At 53.9% G+C, this 20,554-nt stretch carries 17 protein-coding genes; 16 read left to right on the forward strand and 1 reads right to left on the reverse strand.

From position 1 onward, the window contains the following. Window positions 1-112 precede the first annotated feature (112 nt). The 3 genes from OUO13_RS07920 (at window position 113) to OUO13_RS07930 (ending at window position 3,583) form a co-directional block, all read left to right on the forward strand. Window positions 113-715: a peroxiredoxin gene (locus OUO13_RS07920; RefSeq protein WP_283173332.1), complete on the forward strand. Its 603-nt coding sequence runs from the start codon at window positions 113-115 to the stop codon at window positions 713-715. 570 nt (window positions 716-1,285) lie between these two features. Beyond that, complete coding sequence (locus OUO13_RS07925; protein WP_283173333.1) at window positions 1,286-2,638, forward strand: alanine/glycine:cation symporter family protein; 1,353 nt, start codon at window positions 1,286-1,288, stop codon at window positions 2,636-2,638. Window positions 2,639-3,211: 573 nt separating this feature from the next. Continuing rightward, window positions 3,212-3,583, forward strand: coding sequence for a c-type cytochrome (locus tag OUO13_RS07930; RefSeq protein WP_283173334.1), 372 nt, complete (start codon window positions 3,212-3,214; stop codon window positions 3,581-3,583). Window positions 3,584-3,759: 176 nt separating this feature from the next. Here OUO13_RS07930 and OUO13_RS07935 read toward each other — a convergent pair whose 3' ends face one another. Continuing rightward, a complete protein-coding gene (locus OUO13_RS07935; protein WP_283173335.1) occupies window positions 3,760-4,215 on the reverse strand; it encodes a hypothetical protein in 456 nt (151 codons plus the stop codon). Window positions 4,216-4,725: 510 nt separating this feature from the next. On the opposite strand from OUO13_RS07935, the gene OUO13_RS07940 reads away from it, so the two are divergent. From OUO13_RS07940 to OUO13_RS08000, 13 genes are all read left to right on the forward strand, one after another. Next, window positions 4,726-5,331, forward strand: coding sequence for a hypothetical protein (locus OUO13_RS07940; RefSeq protein ID WP_283173336.1), 606 nt, complete (start codon window positions 4,726-4,728; stop codon window positions 5,329-5,331). Window positions 5,332-5,470: 139 nt separating this feature from the next. After that, window positions 5,471-7,690, forward strand: a complete 2,220-nt coding sequence (flhA, locus tag OUO13_RS07945) for a flagellar biosynthesis protein FlhA (protein WP_283173337.1) — start codon at window positions 5,471-5,473, stop codon at window positions 7,688-7,690. 71 nt (window positions 7,691-7,761) lie between these two features. After that, window positions 7,762-9,360 carry a flagellar biosynthesis protein FlhF gene (locus tag OUO13_RS07950; protein WP_283173338.1) on the forward strand — a complete coding sequence of 533 codons (1,599 nt, stop codon included), beginning with the start codon at window positions 7,762-7,764 and terminating at the stop codon, window positions 9,358-9,360. Between the two features lie 2 nt (window positions 9,361-9,362). After that, on the forward strand, window positions 9,363-10,184 hold the full coding sequence (locus OUO13_RS07955; protein WP_428982324.1) for a MinD/ParA family protein: 822 nt from the start codon (window positions 9,363-9,365) through the stop codon (window positions 10,182-10,184). 3 nt (window positions 10,185-10,187) lie between these two features. Further along, the gene (locus tag OUO13_RS07960) at window positions 10,188-10,919 is read left to right on the forward strand and encodes an RNA polymerase sigma factor FliA (RefSeq protein WP_283173339.1); all 732 of its coding nucleotides are present in this window, start codon (window positions 10,188-10,190) and stop codon (window positions 10,917-10,919) included. A gap of 155 nt (window positions 10,920-11,074) precedes the next feature. Next, window positions 11,075-11,449: a chemotaxis response regulator CheY gene (cheY, locus tag OUO13_RS07965; protein WP_428982326.1), complete on the forward strand. Its 375-nt coding sequence runs from the start codon at window positions 11,075-11,077 to the stop codon at window positions 11,447-11,449. Between the two features lie 24 nt (window positions 11,450-11,473). Further along, window positions 11,474-12,253, forward strand: coding sequence for a protein phosphatase CheZ (locus OUO13_RS07970; RefSeq protein WP_283173341.1), 780 nt, complete (start codon window positions 11,474-11,476; stop codon window positions 12,251-12,253). 12 nt (window positions 12,254-12,265) lie between these two features. Continuing rightward, complete coding sequence (locus tag OUO13_RS07975; RefSeq protein WP_283173342.1) at window positions 12,266-14,557, forward strand: chemotaxis protein CheA; 2,292 nt, start codon at window positions 12,266-12,268, stop codon at window positions 14,555-14,557. A gap of 28 nt (window positions 14,558-14,585) precedes the next feature. Further along, window positions 14,586-15,701 (forward strand): protein-glutamate methylesterase/protein-glutamine glutaminase, encoded by a 1,116-nt coding sequence (locus tag OUO13_RS07980; protein WP_283173343.1) that lies wholly within the window; start codon window positions 14,586-14,588, stop codon window positions 15,699-15,701. 391 nt (window positions 15,702-16,092) lie between these two features. Continuing rightward, window positions 16,093-16,875, forward strand: a complete 783-nt coding sequence (locus OUO13_RS07985; protein ID WP_283173344.1) for a ParA family protein — start codon at window positions 16,093-16,095, stop codon at window positions 16,873-16,875. Window positions 16,876-17,204: 329 nt separating this feature from the next. Continuing rightward, window positions 17,205-19,058 (forward strand): chemotaxis protein CheW, encoded by a 1,854-nt coding sequence (locus OUO13_RS07990; RefSeq protein ID WP_283173345.1) that lies wholly within the window; start codon window positions 17,205-17,207, stop codon window positions 19,056-19,058. Between the two features lie 127 nt (window positions 19,059-19,185). Further along, entirely contained in the window at window positions 19,186-19,668 is a 483-nt protein-coding gene (locus OUO13_RS07995) for a chemotaxis protein CheW (protein WP_283173346.1), read from the forward strand. A gap of 9 nt (window positions 19,669-19,677) precedes the next feature. Then, complete coding sequence (locus OUO13_RS08000) at window positions 19,678-20,085, forward strand: DUF2802 domain-containing protein (RefSeq protein ID WP_283173347.1); 408 nt, start codon at window positions 19,678-19,680, stop codon at window positions 20,083-20,085. The last annotated feature ends 469 nt before the right edge of the window (window positions 20,086-20,554 follow it).

A 20,554-nucleotide genomic window follows, 5' to 3' on the forward strand; every position in this document is an offset into this window, starting at 1 on the left:
TTGCCCGATAGCCCTCGCTTGCCATGCCGCTTTTCACTTGTATGATGCTGGAACGTTGTTTGTGGCGGTAGTGACGACCGCCAATCCAAAAACTGTAAATGGAGTGAGATACATGAGCGTATTGGTAGGCAAGAAAGCCCCTGATTTTACTGTTCCTGCGGTACTGGGCGATGGTTCCATCGTTGGCGCGTACAACTTTGCTGAAGCCACCAAGGGCAAATATGCTCTGGTGTTCTTCTACCCACTGGACTTCACCTTCGTGTGCCCATCCGAGCTGATCGCTCTGGACAAGCGTATGGACAAGTTCGCTGAACTGGGTGTGGAAGTAGTTTCTGTTTCTATCGACTCCCACTTCACCCACAATGCATGGCGTAACACCGCTGTTAACGCTGGTGGTATCGGCGCGGTGAAATACACCATGGCTGCTGACATCGATCACGGCATCTGCAAAGCCTACGACGTAGAAACTGCTGGTGGTGTTGCTCTGCGTGGCGCGTTCCTGATCGACAAGGAAGGCGTGGTACGTGCTTCCAACATCAACGACCTGCCACTGGGCCGTAACATCGACGAACTGGTTCGTCTGGTTGAAGCTCTGCAATTCCATGAAGCTCACGGTGAAGTTTGCCCAGCCGGCTGGAACAAAGGCGACAAGGGTATGACTGCTTCTCCGGAAGGCGTTGCCAAGTACCTGTCCGAGTCTGCTGACCAGCTGTAATTTTTACAGTTTCAGTTTTCTCGAAAACGCCGGTCAGGGTTATCCGACCGGCGTTTTTTTTATGTGTTTTGCACTCTTTTTAGGCCCTTTTATGTTCTTGTCAGGGACGTAGGCGGCCGTTTTTTCGATTCATGGCCACCGTTGCAGATATGACAGAAAGTTCTGTTTGATGGTTTTTTCAGTGATTTAATGGCTCTTAATAGAGCCTTTAAGTAGGCATTGGAACAGTGTGTTGATACACACCGATAAACCTTATATACCTTGGTGTTGGCGAATTCTTACCCTGATAGTATGTCAACTTTGCCAACTCATTGTTATTTTGGTTTTTTTTTAGACTTATTCACCAGAGTTTTTAAAGAAATCAGAGGAGTCCTCTGAAAATTTATGATTTTCCCCACCATCATCCACTAACTTTGCAATAGCTTATTTGGCAGTCAGTCAACACGAGTACGGGCTGTGGCGACCCCAAACATGGGTCAAAACGGCGGTTGTCTGGCTGCAGAACGTAGAGTCGGACCGGAAACACCGGCGACCAATAACAAAAAATTACAAAGTCGATGGAGCAAAAATATGGAATTGATTACCGGCTGGATTAACGCCGTTAACGGGGTGGTGTGGGGACCAGTAATGCTGGTGCTGATTCTCGGCGTTGGCCTGTTTCTCAACCTTGGTCTGAAAATGATGCCATTCATGAAAATCGGTCTGGGTTTCCGACTGATGTGGCAAGGTCGTGAGACTACCGAGGGGGATCGCAAGGAAGGGGATATCAGCCCGTTCCAGGCACAGATGACTGCGATGTCAGCCACTGTGGGTACCGGTAACATTGCAGGTGTGGCAACAGCCGTATTCCTGGGCGGCCCAGGTGCGCTGTTCTGGATGTGGTGTACTGCCATGGTAGGGATGGCGACCAAATACGCGGAAGCCGTGCTGGCGGTGAAATACCGTGAAGTGGATGAAGACGGTAACCACGTGGGTGGCCCGATGTACTACATCAAGAACGGTCTGGGTAAAAACTGGGCCTGGATGGGGACCCTGTTTGCTGTGTTCGGTACTCTGGCCGGTTTTGGTATCGGTAACACCGTACAGTCCAACTCGGTTGCTTCTGTGATTGAAACCACTTTTGGTGTGCCAGTATGGATTTCCGGTCTGGTCATGATGGTTCTGACCGGTGGTGTGCTGCTGGGTGGTATCAAGCGTATCGGCTCTGTTGCTGAAGCGCTGGTGCCTCTGATGGCGGTTGGTTACCTGGCCGCTGGTCTGGTGGTTCTGGCCATTAACGCTGCTGAAATCCCACACGCTCTGGAACTGATTTTCACCCAGGCTTTTACCGGTACTGCGGCTGAAGGTGGTTTTGCTGGTGCGGCTGTCTGGGCTGCTATCCGTTACGGTGTGGCTCGTGGTGTGTTCTCTAACGAAGCTGGTCTGGGTTCAGCGCCAATCGCTCACGCAGCCTCCCAAACCAAAGACCCGGTTCGTCAGGGTCTGATTGCCATGCTGGGTACCTTCCTGGATACCATCATCATCTGTTCTATCACTGGTCTGGCGATTGTGACTTCCGGTGTCTGGACTTCCGGTGCTTCCGGTGCCGCCCTGACCTCAGCGGCTTTCTCTGCGGCTTTGCCTGCTGCTGGTGATTACATCGTTGCGGTATCCCTGGCTATCTTTGCCTTCACCACCATTCTGGGATGGGCTGTGTACAGTGAGCGTTGTGCCGAGTACCTGTTCGGTGTGAAAGCGATCCTGCCATTCCGTCTGCTGTGGATTATGAGTGTACCGGTAGGTGCTCTGGTTGGTCTGGATTTCGCCTGGTTGCTGGCGGATACCCTGAACGCTCTGATGGCGATTCCTAACCTGGTTGCCCTGATCCTGCTGAGTCCAGTGGTGTTCCGCCTCACCAAGGAATACTTCCAGACTAACAAGTAAGTATCTCCTGCTGACAGCTATCTTCTGTGTAAGTTAGGGACACTCTGAATAACTCTGCACAGCTCTGCGCGAGTGCTGCAGTGCGTGTGAGCAAGGCGACGAACGCAGCGAAATGACGAGTCCTTTCCAAGTTCGTCAACACCGCTCAAACACGCTGCAGCCCGCGCCCTTCGGGGCTTTCGGGATGGCGATGACTCGGTGTCGCCGGTTTTCGACGTAGCCCGCTATGCCATCAAACCGGCTTCGTGATTCATCACCATCCCGATAAGCCAGAGCGGGCACCGAGTTATTCAGAGGGTCCCTTGCAGTGATGTTTGTCAAAAAAGGCTCCGGTTATCGGGGCCTTTTTTATTGCAAAAATATTGCAGATAACAATCTATCTTGTTGGGAATGCTGTGTTTTTTCATTTTCATGAGAGGGCGTAAAGGACTTTTTATTGCCCACAAGATGCATTTTTTTGACCTGGAGCATGACTACCCCCGGAACAGTACCGAAGTACAGGATGTGCTTATCCAGAACACTCATAAACTGGATTCATCAGATTTATCAACTGTGGAAAACAGGAGTTTCATTATGAACAAGACTGTATTGGCTGGTCTGATGATGGTCGCTGCCATGGGTGTCCAGGCCGATGAAGAAATGCAAGCCGCGGCGGGTCAGCAAGTGTTCGCCCAGCGTTGCCACGCTTGCCACTCTGAAGATACCAGCAAAAATACTTTTGGTCCTAGCCTGACTGGCGTGGTTGGCCGTAAAGCCGCATCACTGCCACGTTTTGCCTACTCTGACGCGATGAAAGCGTCTGGCTTGACCTGGACTGAAGACAACCTGCGTCTGTGGGTAACTGACAACGAGAAGCTGGTTCCTGGCACTCGTATGCGTCACGTTGCCATCACTGACAAGGCTGAGCAGGATTACCTGATCTCTTTCCTGAAAACCCTGAAATAATCGTCGGGTCGCTCTGACGGGTTGGGTTGCCAGAGTTTGCCGATATCGAATAGCCGATATTGGCTGCAGTAATAAAAATGGCCGGTAATCCGGCCATTTTTATTTCAGTGATATAACGATTGGCTGGTATTTTTTATGCGCCAGCCATCGATCAGTATTAATGCGGTTGCTCAGGATTAATGCGGGGCCAGCGCTACGGTGGCGGCTGACAGGTTATATGGCTGCATCAGTCTGGCCAGTTCAGTATCGGAACCCACCGCACGTACTTGCCAGTCCATATCCACAGCCGACAGTTTGCTGCCGGTGCGGGCATCAATCAGACGGGTCAGGCTATCGGCGTTGATGTCATTATTCTGACGCAGACGTTCCAGCTCGACCGGATCAACATACGCATGGCGGCCACCCGGCAAGTAAATTGCGCCAGTAACGAAGTCGACTGCAAAAGCAACCACCCCCGGTACGAACCAGAACAGCAAACCAATCGCGTCCAGTGCTACCACGCCAATATCCAGACGGCCACCGGCAGAGCCTTTGCGTTCTGGGTAAAGGATGGTGCCGCAGGCGGTCAGTTGGGTCAGAAGACTGCCAGCAACCAGAGTCGCCAGTGCTTTTTGTTTCAGATTTGATGGCATAACAACAAGCCTCCTTAATACAAAGTCCCGATTATGACCCTGAGGCAGAATGAGTTGCGACCATTGCTGTGCGGAATTGTTTCGTATTTCGCGATTTTTCGGACTCGACTCGCCAATTTGATGGATCTTTCAGCAACAATCCGGAACCCTGAAGACTTTTGCCAGTCGCATTGCAGGTTACATTCGATAATGGCGGTGGCCGTGCGGCGCCGTCGTTGTGAACGGCTAGGGACCCTCTTAATAACTCGGTGCCCGCTCTGGCTTATCGGGATGGTGATGAATCACGAAGCCGGTTTGATGGCATAGCGGGCTACGTCGAAAACCGGCGACACCGAGTCATCACCATCCCGAAAGCCCCGAAGGGCGCGGGCTGCAGCGCATTTGAGCGGTGTTGACGAACTTGAAAAGGACTCGTCATTTCGCTGCGTTCGTCGCCTTGCTCATACGCGCTGCAGCACTCGCGCAGAGCTGTGCAGAGTTATTCAGAGTGTCCCTAGGGGAGATTTAAGGATGTTCCATCAATACAAAACCGGTGTCGCCATGATGTTTGCACTGGTCTTTCATGTGATTGCCTTGTTGTTGCTGGTGAAAACGCTGGGGTTGTTTGCCCAGGGATTGCTGGATGGCAAGGATGATCTGGTCAGCCTGCTGATTCGTTCGATCAACACGCTGGTGATTGCGCTGGCGATGTATGAACTGGGCCTTGGGGTTGGCAAGGAATACACCGCGGAAGAAGCCGGGGAGAGTATTTTCCTGAGTATTCGCCGCACCATCACCCGGTTTGTGGGGACGGTCTGTATTGCGCTGGTGCTGGAAGCGCTGATCATGATCATCAAGTACAGCCAGCTGGATCTCGCCGGTAACCTTTATTATCCGGTGGCGATTCTGGTGGCCTGTGCCGTGTTGCTGCTGGCCCTGGGCGGATTTCTGGCGCTGACTCGTCGTTTGTGTCGGGATGAAATGGAAGCCAGTGTTATGCAGCAGCGCTTGTTGCAGCTGACCGAGGCGCAGATGCCGGTTGAGTCCGCCAGCAGTCGCGACTCCGTGGCTGGGAAACCGTCGCAGGATTCGCACCACCAGACCAATACTGGTGGCTCACTGACGGCGCTCGGGTAATTAATACCAGGGCGACGGTTCCACTTCGTCTTTCTTCAGCTTTCTTCGTCTTTCTTCGGCTTTTCTCTGATCGCGGGCCAAATCAGGCCCGCTTCTTGCGATAGACCCCGATGTCTCGGTTTTTTTGACGGATAGGTCTATGGCAACGGTTTCCCGAGTGCAGGTACTCGATCAGTTACGCGCCGTGGCGTCGCTACTGGCGCAAGGTAATCTGAGTATCCCGCTGATGCTGGTGGTGTTGCTGGGCATGATGACCCTGCCGATGCCGCCCTTGCTGCTGGACGTCTTTTTTACCTTCAACATTGCCTTGTCGATTGTGGTGTTGCTGGTATCGGTGTATGCGCGCCGCCCACTCGATTTCGCCATATTCCCGACGATCCTGCTGGTCGCCACCCTGTTGCGACTGGCACTGAACGTTGCCTCTACCCGTGTGGTGCTGATGGAAGGTCATGAAGGGGGGGATGCCGCCGGTAAGGTAATCGCTGCTTTTGGTGAAGTGCTGATCGGTGGTAACTACGCAGTGGGTCTGGTGGTGTTCACCATTCTGATGATCATCAACTTTGTGGTGGTGACCAAAGGTGCGGGACGGGTGTCGGAAGTGAGCGCCCGTTTCACTCTGGATGCGATGCCCGGCAAACAGATGGCCATCGACGCCGACCTCAATGCGGGTCTGATCGATGCGGATCAGGCCAAGACTCGCCGTGCCGAAGTGGCTGCCGAGGCCGACTTCTACGGTTCCATGGACGGTGCCAGCAAATTCGTAAAGGGCGACGCCGTTGCCGGTATCCTGATTCTGATCATCAACGTGGTGGGCGGTTTTGCCATTGGTATGGGCCAGCATGGCCTGAGCTTTGGTGATGCGGTTTCGGTGTACACCCTGCTCGCCATCGGTGACGGTCTGGTGGCGCAGATTCCGTCGTTACTGCTGTCGACCGCGACGGCCATTATGGTGACCCGTAATGGCGGCGAAGAAGACATGGGTGAACAGGTGATGGGCCAGATGTTTGGTTCATCCAAAGCGTTGGGGGTTTCTGCTGGCCTGATGTTCTTGATGGGGGTCGTGCCGGGAATGCCACATGCGGTGTTCCTCAGTGCTGCTGCGGTGTCCGGGGTTCTGGCCTACAGCATTCGTTACAAGAAGGAAGGTGGTCAGCTCGGTGATGCGGTGGTCAAACGTCTGGGCGGCAAACCCAAGAGTGATCCGGCGTTGCCTGCTCCTGGCAAACCGGGTACGGCGCTGGAAGCTCCGCGTGAAAAAGCCGAAGCCGCCATCAAGCAGATGGAAGTGAAAGAGCTGGGCTGGGATGACGTTGAGCCGGTCGACCGGGTTGGACTGGAAGTGGGTTATCGCCTGATTCCACTGGTCGACAAACATCAGGGTGGTCAGCTGCTCAACCGCATTAAAGGTGTTCGCCGCAAGTTGTCGCAGGAACTGGGTTTCCTGATGCCGTCGGTGCATATCCGTGACAACCTCGATCTGTTGCCGAACCAGTACCGCATTACCCTGATGGGGGTGACGTTGGCCGAAGCCGATGTCTACCCGGAGCGTGATCTGGCCATTAACCCCGGTGAAGTGTTCGGCAAGATTGACGGTATTGCCGCCAAGGACCCGGCGTTTGGTATGGATGCCTTCTGGATTGACGCTGCCCAGAAAGAACGGGCGCAGACGCTGGGTTACACGGTGGTGGATGCCAGTACCGTGATTGCTACCCACCTGAATCAGAAACTCAATCGCCATTCTCATGAACTGCTGGGTCATGAAGACGTTCAGCAGCTGCTCGATATGCTCGCCAAGAATTCGCCAAAACTGGCGGAAGAACTGGTGCCAAACCGCCTCAACGTCAGCCAGCTGCTGCTGGTGCTGCAGAACCTGCTGCGCGAGCGGGTGCCTATCCGCGATATGCGTTCCATTGCCGAATCTTTGGCGAACATGCCTGGCAATAGTCAAGATCCTGCCGTTCTGACCGGGGCCGCCCGTATGGGTCTGCGCCGCCTGATCATCCAGAACATCTTTGGCCATGCGGATGAGCTGCCGGTTTTGACCCTCGACCCAGGATTGGAACAGCTCTTGCTTAAGTCATATCAACAGTCATTGCAACAGGCGCAGCAGAATGGCGGTCAGGCTGGTCTGGTACTTGAACCAGCCATGGCAGACAACTTGCAGCGCTCTCTGGCAGAGGCCGCGCAGTCCCAGGAAATGGCCGGTAACCCGGCGGTACTGCTGGTCACCAGCCAGTTGCGTGCAGCGATGGCGCAGTTTGTTCGGAACAGTATCGAAAGCCTGCATGTGCTGGCGTATCAGGAAATTCCGGACAACAAGAGCATCACCATCGCCGCGTCTATCGGTGGCAAACGCTAGTGATAGAGATGACAGAAAACCAACGGCGCAGGACGCTTTTTTGACAGATAGATAACCAGCGAGATCGTCCTATGAAAGTAAAACGTTTCACCGGAGCCAACATGCAGCAGGCATTGCGCCTGGTGTCCCAGGAGCTGGGCGCAGACGCGGTTATCCTGTCGAGCAAAAAAGTGCCGGAAGGTTTTGAGGTCGTGGCTGCCCTCGACTATCAGAATGATCAACCTCAACCACGCCAAAGCCGTGAGGTTGAGCGCCAGTTACAACTGCAGCAGGAGCTGGAGCAGGCGCGCGATTTCAGTCGCAACGTGCGAGGCCCTGAGCAAAGTGCAGCGGCGGCTTATCGCCAACAGCAGGAAAACTCCATGATGCAGGCGCGCGCGTCTGATCTGCGTGAGCAGCTGATGGAGCCCCGTCGTGAATCTTCTCGTGAACCGGTACGCGAATCCCGTCCGCAGCCAGTCCGTGAATCGCTGGTAGCGCCGGTGGGGCGCAGCCGTGCGGCCCGACGTGAAGAAACCGAACGTCAATTGCGTGAATTGCAGCAGCAACGCGAACGCCAGCAGCGCGAGCGTCAGCGTCATCCACTGCTCGATCCCGATCTGGAAGCCGCTCGCAAGGCATTAACCGATTGGGATCTGGAGCCGGTTGGTCGTGACGGTCGTGATGGTCGTGATAGTGGTCGCGCCAGCATGATGGACGACGATGGCGTCTCCCGCCTGATTGAAAAGCTCAATAACGAACTCAGTGAACTCAAGAACTGGATGGTCAGCCATGGCGGCAATGCCTGGGATACCGGCCGTCCTTTGACCTGGAAACAATCGCAGTTATGGCAGCGTTGTCAGGACGTGGGCCTCGAACCAGCCTGGTCTGACCGGATTGTGGCGCAAACCAATGCGGATCTGGACCCGGACGACTCCTGGAAACTGGCGCTGCGGCAGATGGCTCAGGATCTGCCTATCGCCCGTGCTGGCAGCCTCGACAAGGGTGGGGTATTCGCCCTGCTGGGCCCAACCGGTGCTGGTAAAACCACCACCATTGGCAAGCTGGCGGCGCGTGCTGTGATTCAGCATGGCCCCGAATCGGTTGCGCTGGTCACCATTGATAACTACCGCGTGGCCGCCCACGACCAGCTGCGCTCGGTGGCTCGTATTCTTGGCGTTGAACTCCATACCGTGCCTGCCGGGGAAGACCTAGGCGGTGTACTGACCCGTCTCGGTAATAAAAAGACCGTGCTGGTGGACACCGCCGGTCTGGCCAGTCAGGACAGCTCGTTTCGCGAACAATTGGCTATGCTGAAAGAGGTTGGTAATCGTAATACCAAAAATGGCCGTATGCGCTGTTTGCTGACCTTGCCACTGACTAGCCAGGGACGCTGCCTGCAGGAGAACTATGAACACTTCAAACCCGCCGGTTTGGCTGGTTGTATTTTCACCAAACTGGATGAGTGTTTCAGCCTTGGCCCGGCCATGAGCATTGCCGCTCTGACCCGTCTGCCCATCGTGCTGATTACCGATGGACCTCATATCCCGGATGACCTGCATTACCCCGAAGCAGGCAAGCTGGTCAAACTCGCAGAACAGATGGCGCGTATGGCGCGCACCCGCTGGCAGGCAGCCGAGGCCATGGGCCTGGCTCCTCGTCCAGCAGGTTCACAACACGGAGTACAGTAATTATGGCTAAGCACCCGGTTCAGGTAATTGCAGTCACTGGTGGCAAGGGTGGAGTTGGTAAAAGCAATGTGTCGGTGAATCTGGCCATCGCGCTTGCCGAGCTGGGCCGACGGGTTGTGGTGCTGGACGCCGACCTCGGCCTTGCCAACATCGACATTCTGTTGGGAATCAGCTCCAACCGCACCATCGAGCATGTGCTGGCTGGAGAGTGTGATCTCCGGGAGGTCATGGTTCGGGGCCCGGGTGGTATCCGTATTGTGCCGGCCGCCTCTGGCACCCAGCGGCTGTCACAGCTGAATACCATGGAGCACGCCGGTCTGATTCAGGCCTTCAGCGACCTGGGTGACGACATCGACGTGCTGATTGTCGATACCGCCGCTGGTATCTCTGACACCGTTATCAATTTTGTGTGCGCCGCCCAGGAGGTCATCCTGGTGGTGACCGACGAACCCACCTCGATCACCGACGCCTACGCTCAGATCAAGCTGCTCAATCGGGACTACGGTCTGTTCCGTTTCCGGATTGTCGCCAACATGGTTCGTACTCCGCAGGACGGCCATGCCCTGTTTGCCAAGTTAACCAAGGTAACGGACCGATTCCTCGATGTCGCCCTGCAGTACGTAGGGGGAATTCCTTTTGATGATGCCGTCAAGCGTGCCGTTCAGCGTCAAAAAGCAGTGATTGATGTGTATCCACGTGCCCGTGCCTCCATCGCCTTCCGGGGGCTCGCCAAAAAAGTGGACGCCTGGCCGCTGCCGCAAACGCCGCGTGGTCATCTGGAGTTTTTCGTGGATCGACTGGTGCAACAACAGGTCGGAGTATGAGTCGTGGTCCAGAGCAGTTGTCTGGCGTATGCCGAAGTTGAAAAACAGAAGGTGGATGAGCGGATCAGAACGCATGCCACCCTCGTCAAGCGGATTGCTCATCACATGATGGGGCGGCTGCCCGATACGGTGCAGCTTAACGACCTAATCCAGGCGGGCATGATCGGTTTGCTGGAAGCCGCCCGTAAGTACGACGGCGAAAAAGGCGCCAGTTTCGAAACCTACGCCGGTATCCGTATCCGCGGGGCGATGGTGGACGAAATTCGCCGTGGCGACTGGGCACCGCGTTCGGTACACCGTAATTCGCGACGTATCAGTGAAGCGATACAACAAATTGAGAATGAAAAAGGCCGTGATGCCGAAGACGCCGAGGTCGCTGAACGACTGGGCATGAGTCCGGATGAATATCACGGTGTACTCAAGGACAGCGCTACCTGTCGGCTGTTCAGCTTTGAAGAGGTTCTGGAGAACAACGACCAGGGGCTCGACAGCTTTCTGTCAGAAGACGACAACCCCTCCAGCAGCATTGAGCGTCAGCATTTCCAGCAGCAGCTGGCCGATGCCATCCGCAGCCTGCCTGAGCGTGAGCAGCTGGTGTTGTCGCTGTATTACGACGAAGAACTCAATCTCAAGGAAATTGGCGCTGTACTGGGCGTCAGTGAATCGCGGGTATGCCAGATCCACAGTCAGGCTGCCCATCGGTTACGCGCCCGTCTGGGCGGTTGGCAAGACTAGAGTGGCGTCGATGCCGATGGTTATTGCCTTCACTGGATAACCGACAAGCAGCGTCTACACTCTGGATAGAGCCCTGAGGCAGAACGGTTTTCACCGCTCAACAGAAACGGCTTGAAAGACAGAGTCGAATATTGGAGGTCGTTTTGAACAAGAACATGAAAATCCTCATCGTTGACGATTTTTCTACGATGAGACGTATTGTCAAGAATCTGTTGCGGGATCTTGGGTTTACCAATACCGCTGAAGCAGACGATGGTTCTACGGCCTTGCCCATGTTGCAGCAGGGGGATTTCGATTTTCTGGTGACTGACTGGAATATGCCAGGCATGACCGGGATTGACCTGCTGCGCAAGGTACGGGCTGACGAACGTTTACGACATCTGCCGGTACTGATGGTAACGGCGGAGGCAAAACGAGAGCAGATCGTGGCGGCGGCTCAGGCCGGGGTCAACGGCTATGTGGTGAAGCCATTCACTGCAGCGGTGCTTAAAGAAAAAATCGAAAAAATCTTTGAGCGTGTCGAAGGCTAACCGGAAGAGACCGCGATGCCCCATATGAAACAGGACTACGATCTGCCGGATACCAGTGAAGCCATGAAAGATCTCGCTCGGGAGATGGTCTCCCGAATTGAGAATGGCCAGTTGGGTCACGCAGTAGCACTGGTTGACCGTATGAACGATGTCAGGGAACAGACGCTTTATCAGGAGATCGGGCGTCTGACCCGAGCACTGCATGAAGCGATCAAGAATCTGAACATCGAATCGGTGGGAGCCGGTTCAGAAATTCATAGTGCTACCGATAAATTGGCATACGTCATTGAAATGACGGACAAATCAGCTAACCGCACAATGGATTTGGTCGATGCCAGTATGCCGCTGGCAAGTGTTATCAATGAGCGGGCAGCTGAGCTGCAAATGCGTTGGCAACGCTTTCTGAATAAGGAACTACGCCCTGATGAGTTCAGGGTTCTGACTCGGGATATTGGTGAGTTTCTTGGCCAGAGTGCCGATCAATCGCGCCAGTTGCAAAACCAGTTGAGTGAAATCGTGCTTGCTCAAGATTTTCAGGACCTCACTGGCCAGGTAATTCAGCGGGTTGGCAAACTGGTTCGGGATGTTGAATCCAGGTTGGTAAATCTGGTGGTTATGGCTGGAACAATAGACTCTATTACTGGAGTCAGTCACCGGGGCTTCTCGGAGTTGGACTCGGAATCTGATCTGGCTGAAGAAATTGATGCTATTGCAGCGGAAGGACCACAGATAAATCCCGACTGTGAGGGCGTTGTTGCCAGCCAGGACGACGTGGATGATCTGTTGTCGAGTCTAGGTTTTTAAAGGAGCTGGTGAATGAGCTTCGATGCTGATGAAGAAATCCTTCAGGACTTTCTGGTAGAAGCCGGTGAGATTCTGGAGCTGCTGTCCGAACAGTTGGTGGATCTTGAACAACGACCGGGCGACAAGGATTTGCTCAATGCCATCTTCCGTGGTTTCCACACTGTAAAAGGCGGGGCAGGTTTTCTGCAACTGACCGCTCTGGTTGATTGCTGTCACGCCGCTGAAAACGTGTTTGACACGCTTCGTAATGGTTTGCGCAGTGTAAACCCCGACTTGATGGATGTGGTGCTGCAGGCGCTGGATACTGTCAACGAAATGTTCGATGACGTCCGCTCTGGCAATACACCGCCACCAGCCGACCATGGCCTTATTGAGCGGTTGCATAAGCTGGCCAAGCCTCAGTCGGCCGATGAAATGGCAGTTCAGGCTACCTTGCCTGAACCTGAACCTGAACCGATGGCTTTCGAGCCTGAATCGGTGGTGGTTGGCAGCGATCCAGTTGTTGCATCAGTGCCTTTGGGTAAGGGTGATATCACTGATGACGAATTTGAACAATTGTTGTCGGCATTGGATAGCGATAGTCCTTCCCCTGCGATTGATATAGCAAAATCCTCTGCATCGGTGGATGACCTGTTTGATGAGCCGGTCAGTGTGACAAACGAAAGCGACGAAATCACCGAGGACGAATTCGAAGCTTTACTTGATCAGATTCATGGTAAAGGCAAGCACAGTGGTGCTCCTGGTATAAAGGCTACGTCTGTCGAGCCCGTTGTTGAGCCTGTATTGGCAACTGAAACGTCAGTAAGCGTAGTCGGTGATGATCTGATCACTGATTCTGAATTTGAAGAGTTGCTTGATCGCTTGCATGGCAAGGGCAAACATTCCTTTGCGCCGATGTCAGATCCTGCTCCGGTAGCTGCTCCTGTGGCTATTGAAGACACCTCTCCGTCAGCTCCTCAGCGGGTAGTTGCCGCAGTTGAGCCCTCCGAAGCCAAGATACGGCCATTGCCAGTTAGACCAACAACAGATCCTGAGATTACTGGTAGTGGTAGTGGTAGTGGTGGTTTTGGGGGCGGTGGTGGTTTGGGGGGAGATGGAGGTCGTAAAGTCGACAAGGAAGCATCCGAAACGACTGTGCGTGTCGATACCAAACGTCTCGACGACATCATGAACATGGTGGGCGAGCTGGTACTGGTGCGGAACCGTCTGGTGCGTCTGGGTCTCAAGAGCCAGGACGAATCCATGGCCAAGGCCGTAGCCAACCTCGATGTGGTTACCGGTGATCTGCAGGCGTCGGTGATGAAAACCCGCATGCAGCCGATCAAGAAAGTGTTTGGTCGTTTCCCTCGGGTGGTTCGGGACCTGGCGCGCCAGCTCAAGAAAGAAATCAACCTCGAACTGCGGGGTGAAGAAACTGACCTCGACAAGAACCTGGTAGAAGCGCTGGCGGACCCGTTGGTGCACCTGGTACGTAACTCGGTAGACCATGGGGTTGAAACCCCGGCAGAGCGTGAAGCCATTGGCAAACCGCGTGTTGGCACGGTAGTGCTGTCAGCCGAACAGGAAGGTGACCATATTCTGCTGCTGATTCAGGACGATGGCCGCGGCATGAATCCGGATATCCTGCGTCGCAAGGCTGTTGAGAAGGGGTTGATGGACCAGGATGCCGCAGATCGTTTGTCAGAAGCGGAATGTTTTAACCTGATTTTTGCGCCGGGTTTCTCCACCAAGGATGAGATTTCGGATGTATCCGGTCGAGGTGTGGGCATGGACGTGGTGAAGACCAAAATCGCCCAGCTCAACGGCACCATCAGCATCGAGTCTCGTCAGAACATCGGCACCATCATTCGTATCAAGGTGCCGCTGACTCTGGCGATTATGCCAACCCTGATGGTGATGCTGAAAAACCAGGCATTTGCTTTCCCGCTGGTGAGCGTGAACGAGATTTTCCACCTGGATCTGACCCAGACCAATATCGTCGACGGACAGGAAGTGGTGGTGGTACGGGAAAAACCGATTCCGCTGTTTCACCTCAAACGCTGGCTGATTCGGGGCGAGTCCGGTTCCCGCAAGGATGCCAGTGGCCACGTAGTGGTGGTGCAGGTCGGAACCCTGAGTGTCGGTTTTGTAGTGGATCAGTTGATTGGCCAGGAAGAGGTGGTCATCAAGCCGCTCGGAAAAATGCTGCAGGGGACTGCCGGTATGGCGGGGGCAACCATCACAGGTGATGGACGGATCGCCCTGATTCTGGATATCCCCAGCATGCTTAATCGTTACGCGGCACGTCGATCATCGGCGGCGTAACCGGATTTTCTGAAGGAATCTGAAGGATATGACCATTCGTGTGCTGGTAGTGGACGACTCCGGTTTTTTCCGGCGCCGTGTTTCCGACATGATCAACGCCGATCCTCGTATGAAGGTGATCGGCGATGCTTCTAATGGTCGTGAAGCGATTGAGCTGAACGATCAGCTGAAGCCGGATGTGATCACCATGGATTACGAGATGCCGGTTATGGATGGCATTACCGCGCTGCGCAATATCATGCTGCGGCGGCCAGTACCGGTACTGATGTTTTCATCACTGTCGTTCGAAGGGGCACGGGTAACTCTGGATGCGCTGGATGCCGGTGCTCTGGATTATCTGCCGAAAAACTTCGATGCCGTTGCCAAGGGCACGGCAGAAATGCGCCGTACGCTTACCGAAAAAATTGTGGCGGTTTCACAAAGCCGTCAGGGCCGCGGTGAACCCGAGCCAGAACCGGCTCCAGTCCCCAGACCGGCTGCTCCAATAGCCCCAGCTCCGATTGCCAGGCCAGCGGCGGCACCTGTTGCCCCAGCGCCGATTGCTCCTGCGCCTGCACCACGTCGCAGTCGCTTGAGTGGTATCGAGCTGATTATGATTGGCACCTCAACCGGGGGACCTGCCGCGCTACAAACCCTGTTTCGCAGTCTGGCACCGGACTTCCGGATTCCGATTGTGATTATCCAGCATATGCCAGCGTCGTTTACCAAAGCCTTTGCTGAACGTCTGAACAGCATCAGCTCCATGAACGTCCGTGAAGCCGTTGAAGGCGACCGCATTGTGGCGGGCAACGTGTATGTGGCTCCAGGCGGTATGCAACTGATGCTCGAGAATCGTGGGTCGCCGGTGATCCGTATCCGTGAAAGTGACGAACGTGTGAACTATCGCCCCAGCGTAGATATCGCGTTTGCTTCTGCGGCCAAACACTTTGGCTCCAAAACCCTCGGGATTGTACTGACTGGTATGGGGGCTGATGGCCGCGAAGGTGCGCGTCTTCTGAAATCGGCAGGTGGCCATATCTGGGCCCAGGACGAAGCCAGTTGTGTGATCTACGGTATGCCAATGGCCGTGATCAAAGCCGGTTTTGCTGACGATGTTTTGTCGCTGAAAGATTTTGGTCCACGTTTGTCGACCGATGTGAACTGATGCAAACCAACGCATGTGCATCGGACATCTGGTGTTTTGAAGCTGACTGCGGCCGGGGATTCCCCGGCCTCTGTTTTTTCAGAAACCGCTATCTGACGCCTGTTTGATGTTGCTGGTTCTGGCTGGATGAACCCTGGCTGGCAGTGCCAGTCGTCGAGAGTCAAAACCTTGCGACTGTTCAGTCTGCTTGGGCGCCGAATAACCTCAAGACGAATGAAACAGGGCCGATAACGCCCAGACAACCGCCAGAATCTGGCCTGTTAACTGTCTTTCAGGACATACGGGCAGGACTGTCACGGTTTTTGCTGAATCCGGTTATCTGGCGGCAAAAAGGCCGCCAGCGTCAGGTTGCTGACATCGATGTATTCTTGACCAACAAGGGGGATGCCTCGTGAGAGTCTGGTCTATTGCAAATCAGAAAGGTGGGGTGGGCAAAACCACCAGTGTGGTGGCTCTGGGTGGCCTGCTGGCACAACAAGGGTACAGGGTACTGCTGGTGGACCTTGACCCTCACGGTTCCCTGACCAGTTATTTCAAGCTTGATCCGGATCGGGTCGAACATGGCATGTATCAGCTGTTTTTCGAAAACCGCTGCCGTAACCATGACTACATCGAACAGGTGATCCGGCCAACGTCCATGAACAACGCCCATCTGCTACCGGCTTCTACCGCGCTGGCAACGCTGGAGCGGCAGGTCAGTGGTCAGGAAGGGATGGGATTGGTGTTGTCCCGAACCCTGGCGCAGGTCTGGGATGATTACGATTTTGCCCTGCTGGATACACCGCCAATTCTCGGGGTTTTGATGGTCAACGCGTTGGCGGCTTGTCAGCGTCTGGTGATTCCGACCCAGACCGAACATCTGGCACTCAAGGGACTTGAACGCATGGTGCATACCCTGCAAATGGTAATGCGCTCGCAGCGTCGAGAATTGCCGTATCTGATTGTTCCTACATTGTTTGATCGTCGTACTTCTGCATCTATCACCACTTTGCGAGAGATGCGCAAACTGTACTCTGATTGTTTGTCACCTGAGACCATCCCGGTGGATACCCGTTTGCGTGATGCCAGTCAGCAAGGGGTTTTTCCACATCAGCTTGATCCTGACAGCCGCGGCGTACGTGCATATCGGCATTTGCTTAACCTTCTGGAAAGTGAGGTTGCCAAAGTTGGCTAATATCCTTACACATGATCCTGTCGCTGGTTATTTGGATGACCTGTTACATGACTGTGTTGCAGCCGATGAAGATTTCCAGGATATGGTTTCTCCTTGGGATCAGGTGTTACGAGAGGCTGTAGCACGTCACAACGAGCGTTCGGCAACGACATTACAGGCTGGTATGGCTCCGGTTCTTGCTATACGCATTGGATCCGGAAATCGATATCAGTGTTACATCCAATGGTTGTGCTTGCAGAGGATTGCCTGTGTCTTGCCGCAGGGGCGTTTGCGTCAGGACGTGTTGTTGGCTGCTCACCAGTGCGACATGGTTCAGCAGGAGATTTGACATGAGTGCAGTCAAGCAAGAGAACCCGGTTGATGGCGTATTGATGGGGTATCTGGATGACCTGTTGTTGGATCCGGGGGATCTGCGTGGACAAGCGCCTGAGGATATAAGTGTTCAGTCAGATACATTGCTATCCACTTCATTGGAAACGTCGGTAGCAGAGGAGATGTTTGAATCTGAGTGCGTGTCAGCTGTTGATGAACCAAATACCGAAACTGTGGTGGATTGTCCTGTTCAGGTGAGCACTGACGAACCTCCAATATTTCATGATGAGGTATTGATTGAAGGGTCTATAACGCTCGATAACTGCCATTTGGGCGAAGATGACGAGATCAGGGTTGAGCCAGAACTCGAAAGCGCTCTGGCCGCTATCGAAATGCAGGATAATCCTGTTGTAACGCAGGATGAGGAGCGTTTGGCTGATGATGAGGCCACTCTGGGTCATGAACCTCTTCTGATGGCAACTGATCTGAATGAGCGAAGCTTCGACCTCTTTGAGGATAACAATGAAGAAAAGGCTAACAACGTTGAAACAGGTGAAGAGGGTCTGATACACAAGGTTGTTAATGAAAAATTGCACCATGTTGCAGCGTCAGTTGTAGATGAATTTTCATTGAATGCCGTGTTGAGTACTGAGGATCTGATTGTTGAGGCTGCTCTTGATATCCCTGCCGAGACAGCGGCAGAACATGTAGAAATAACATGGGAGGCATGCACATCTCTGCATAGGCCTGAACTGGCTGGCATGACAGATAGGGAATATGAAAACGTTCCTGAAAAATCAGGACAACCGATATTGGTTAAAAATGCTGTTGATGCTCAACTGGACAGTGCGTTTGTCCAGGATTCCACTATTAAAGAATGTGCAGATATTGATACGGCATCGAACAGTATTGCAGACCATATTGATGATATTGACTGGTCGGCAACTGAGTGGCCTGAAGATGCCATGGCGGATGTTTCTCACAAACCCCTTCACACTGGTCTGACTTCGACAAGTGCTCCGCTGGAGCCTGCCATTCCGACTGTAGTCATTCATACCAGTACTCATTCTGGGCGTGGGGTGCTTGATGACTTTAATAGTCCTCAGCGAGTTGTTGAAGATCGTTGGCCTGCTGATGTCTGGCCGTCTGCAACAGACTTTGATGAACCTCGAGCGCATCGAGTAACCCCAGTCCATTTATTAACAGTTGCTGTACCTGACTTTGCCGACGTTACCGAAATCACAGTACCACAGCCTCTGTTTGCTCCTGAAATCCCCATGGAATCTGATTCCACGCCAGAGACTGTGGTGGTGGCGACTGTTGACACCAACAGTCGCGTTTCTGTCAGAGAGAACACTCAGGAACTGTCAGAAACTCAGCAGCCACCGTCAATTAACTGGCGTGACAGTGCCGGTGTCGATTGCCTGTTATTCACAGTGTGTGGCCTGAAGCTGGCTATTCCGCTGCCGATGTTGGGCGGAGTGCATCAGGTGAATGAGCCGATTACGCCACTGTTTGGTCAGGCGGCCTGGTCGTTGGGCGTGTGGCAAGGCGACAAGGGCAAACTGACGATTATTGATAGCGCCGAGCTGATTATGCCGGAACGTGGTAAGCGTCTGGCTGATGAGGGATACCAGTATTTTATCCAGCTGGACCGCTCGCCATGGGCTCTGGCGTGTCAAACCATCTGTAATACCGTGCGGTTGCGTGAAGAATCGGTCAAATGGCGTGGAGCTTGTAGTAAACGCCCATGGCTGGCCGGTACGGTGATTACCGAAATGTGCGCATTGATTGATGTTCCGGGGCTGCTGGAGCTGGTGGAGCAGCAGCGTCGGACGGTATTAAAACGCTCGATATCGGCTTTACGCTGAGGCTACAAATATCTCTTTCCCTGAACTGGTACACATTGTGCTCTGATCTATAGTTAAGAAAGGTTCGTCGGGTTGTTGCCGTCAGGCGGCCTGAGTGGCCCGACCTTTCTTTTTTGAGGATGTAATTATGTCTGCGATTGCCGGAAATAAAAGTGCCGAAGATCCTGTCCTGCAATGGGTAACGTTCCGTCTGGAAAACGAAACATACGGAATCAACGTTATGCAAGTGCAGGAAGTGTTGCGTTATACCGAGATTGCTCCGGTTCCTGGTGCGCCATTGTATGTACTGGGGATAATCAACCTGCGGGGTAACGTTGTCACTGTAATCGATACCCGCCTGCGCTTTGGGTTACCAGGGGCTGATACAACCGATCAGACCCGTATTGTGATCATCGAAGCGGAAAACCAGGTGGTAGGGATTCTGGTGGATGCAGTAGCGGAAGTAGTTTATTTGCGGCAATCCGAAATCGAGACCACTCCTTCTGTGGGTAATGAGGAAAGCGCCAAGTTCATCCAGGGGGTTTGTCACAAGAACGACGAACTACTGATTCTGGTCGATCTGGAAAAACTCATGACCGATGAGGAGTGGTCTGAATTGAAGAATTTCTAGGAGTTTCAAATGATCGAGCTGTCTCTGGAACAGGGGTTGTTACTGGTATGTGGTCTGGCATTTCCAGTGGTAGGGGTACTGGCGCGCCAATCCTGGTTGCGTCAAAAGGAGCATCTGGAGTCAGTTCAGGGCGAACTGGTATCGGTTCAGGGCGAGCTTGAGCGGCTGCAAAAAAGTAATGCCGTACTGAATCAGAATGTCGCCGGATTGGGGAAACACCTGAAGGTGATGACCGCACGTCTGGCCGAAGCTGAGCAGCGTACCGTTCTGACCCCGGCAGATGAAGCATCCTTCCAGCAGGCCGCTCGCCTGGTCAGTCTGGGAGCGACGGCTCGTGATCTGGTTGAGAACTGTGGAATGGGCCGTGCGGAGGCCGAGTTGCTGGTGTCGATGCGTCGTCGCAACTCGGCGGCCTGATTCGTGTGGATGCCAGTCCGGTGAGTGGTGATAACAGCAGGAGTGTTCTGTGCGCGGGTGGAGATCCCGTAACCTGATAAGGGGAGGCGGATATGCGCAATCGTTATGGTCGTCTTGTTGTGGTTGCCCTGATTAGCGCGCTGGCGTGTGGCTTGGCATCTGATCGTCTGGAACCGGCATCTGATCGTCTGGAACCGGCATCTGGTCGATCAGGTGATGTTCTGGCGGGGAGTTCGATCCAGAGTGCGTCATATCTGGACCTTACAAGGGGTGCGAATGAATTGTATCGAATTCGTACTGACGACGGCTTTCGTTTGATCTATATTCACTGTAGCGTCCGCAGTTGCTACAAGGTTTACGGTAGCAGCGCGGTTTAGCAACGATTACCAAAGGGTTGAGAGGAGGATGTAGCGGTCTTTGATGTATCAGTTTGATGTGTATGGCTGAGCAGGGGAGGACGTGAAATCTG

This window comes from Parathalassolituus penaei, from assembly GCF_026626885.1.
Lineage (GTDB): Bacteria > Pseudomonadota > Gammaproteobacteria > Pseudomonadales > Oceanobacteraceae > Oceanobacter > Oceanobacter penaei.

Coding starts and splice junctions, on each gene's coding strand:
- cheY (WP_428982326.1), top strand. CDS start 11,075: ATGAAAATCCTCATCGTTGACGATTTTTCTACGATGAGACGTATTGTC.
- OUO13_RS07950 (WP_283173338.1), top strand. CDS start 7,762: ATGAAAGTAAAACGTTTCACCGGAGCCAACATGCAGCAGGCATTGCGC.
- OUO13_RS07930 (WP_283173334.1), top strand. CDS start 3,212: ATGAACAAGACTGTATTGGCTGGTCTGATGATGGTCGCTGCCATGGGT.
- OUO13_RS07970 (WP_283173341.1), top strand. CDS start 11,474: ATGAAACAGGACTACGATCTGCCGGATACCAGTGAAGCCATGAAAGAT.
- OUO13_RS07955 (WP_428982324.1), top strand. CDS start 9,363: ATGGCTAAGCACCCGGTTCAGGTAATTGCAGTCACTGGTGGCAAGGGT.
- OUO13_RS08000 (WP_283173347.1), top strand. CDS start 19,678: ATGATCGAGCTGTCTCTGGAACAGGGGTTGTTACTGGTATGTGGTCTG.
- flhA (WP_283173337.1), top strand. CDS start 5,471: ATGGCAACGGTTTCCCGAGTGCAGGTACTCGATCAGTTACGCGCCGTG.
- OUO13_RS07975 (WP_283173342.1), top strand. CDS start 12,266: ATGAGCTTCGATGCTGATGAAGAAATCCTTCAGGACTTTCTGGTAGAA.
- OUO13_RS07925 (WP_283173333.1), top strand. CDS start 1,286: ATGGAATTGATTACCGGCTGGATTAACGCCGTTAACGGGGTGGTGTGG.
- OUO13_RS07995 (WP_283173346.1), top strand. CDS start 19,186: ATGTCTGCGATTGCCGGAAATAAAAGTGCCGAAGATCCTGTCCTGCAA.
- OUO13_RS07940 (WP_283173336.1), top strand. CDS start 4,726: ATGTTCCATCAATACAAAACCGGTGTCGCCATGATGTTTGCACTGGTC.
- OUO13_RS07980 (WP_283173343.1), top strand. CDS start 14,586: ATGACCATTCGTGTGCTGGTAGTGGACGACTCCGGTTTTTTCCGGCGC.
- OUO13_RS07920 (WP_283173332.1), top strand. CDS start 113: ATGAGCGTATTGGTAGGCAAGAAAGCCCCTGATTTTACTGTTCCTGCG.
- OUO13_RS07935 (WP_283173335.1), bottom strand. CDS start 4,215: ATGCCATCAAATCTGAAACAAAAAGCACTGGCGACTCTGGTTGCTGGC.
- OUO13_RS07990 (WP_283173345.1), top strand. CDS start 17,205: ATGAGTGCAGTCAAGCAAGAGAACCCGGTTGATGGCGTATTGATGGGG.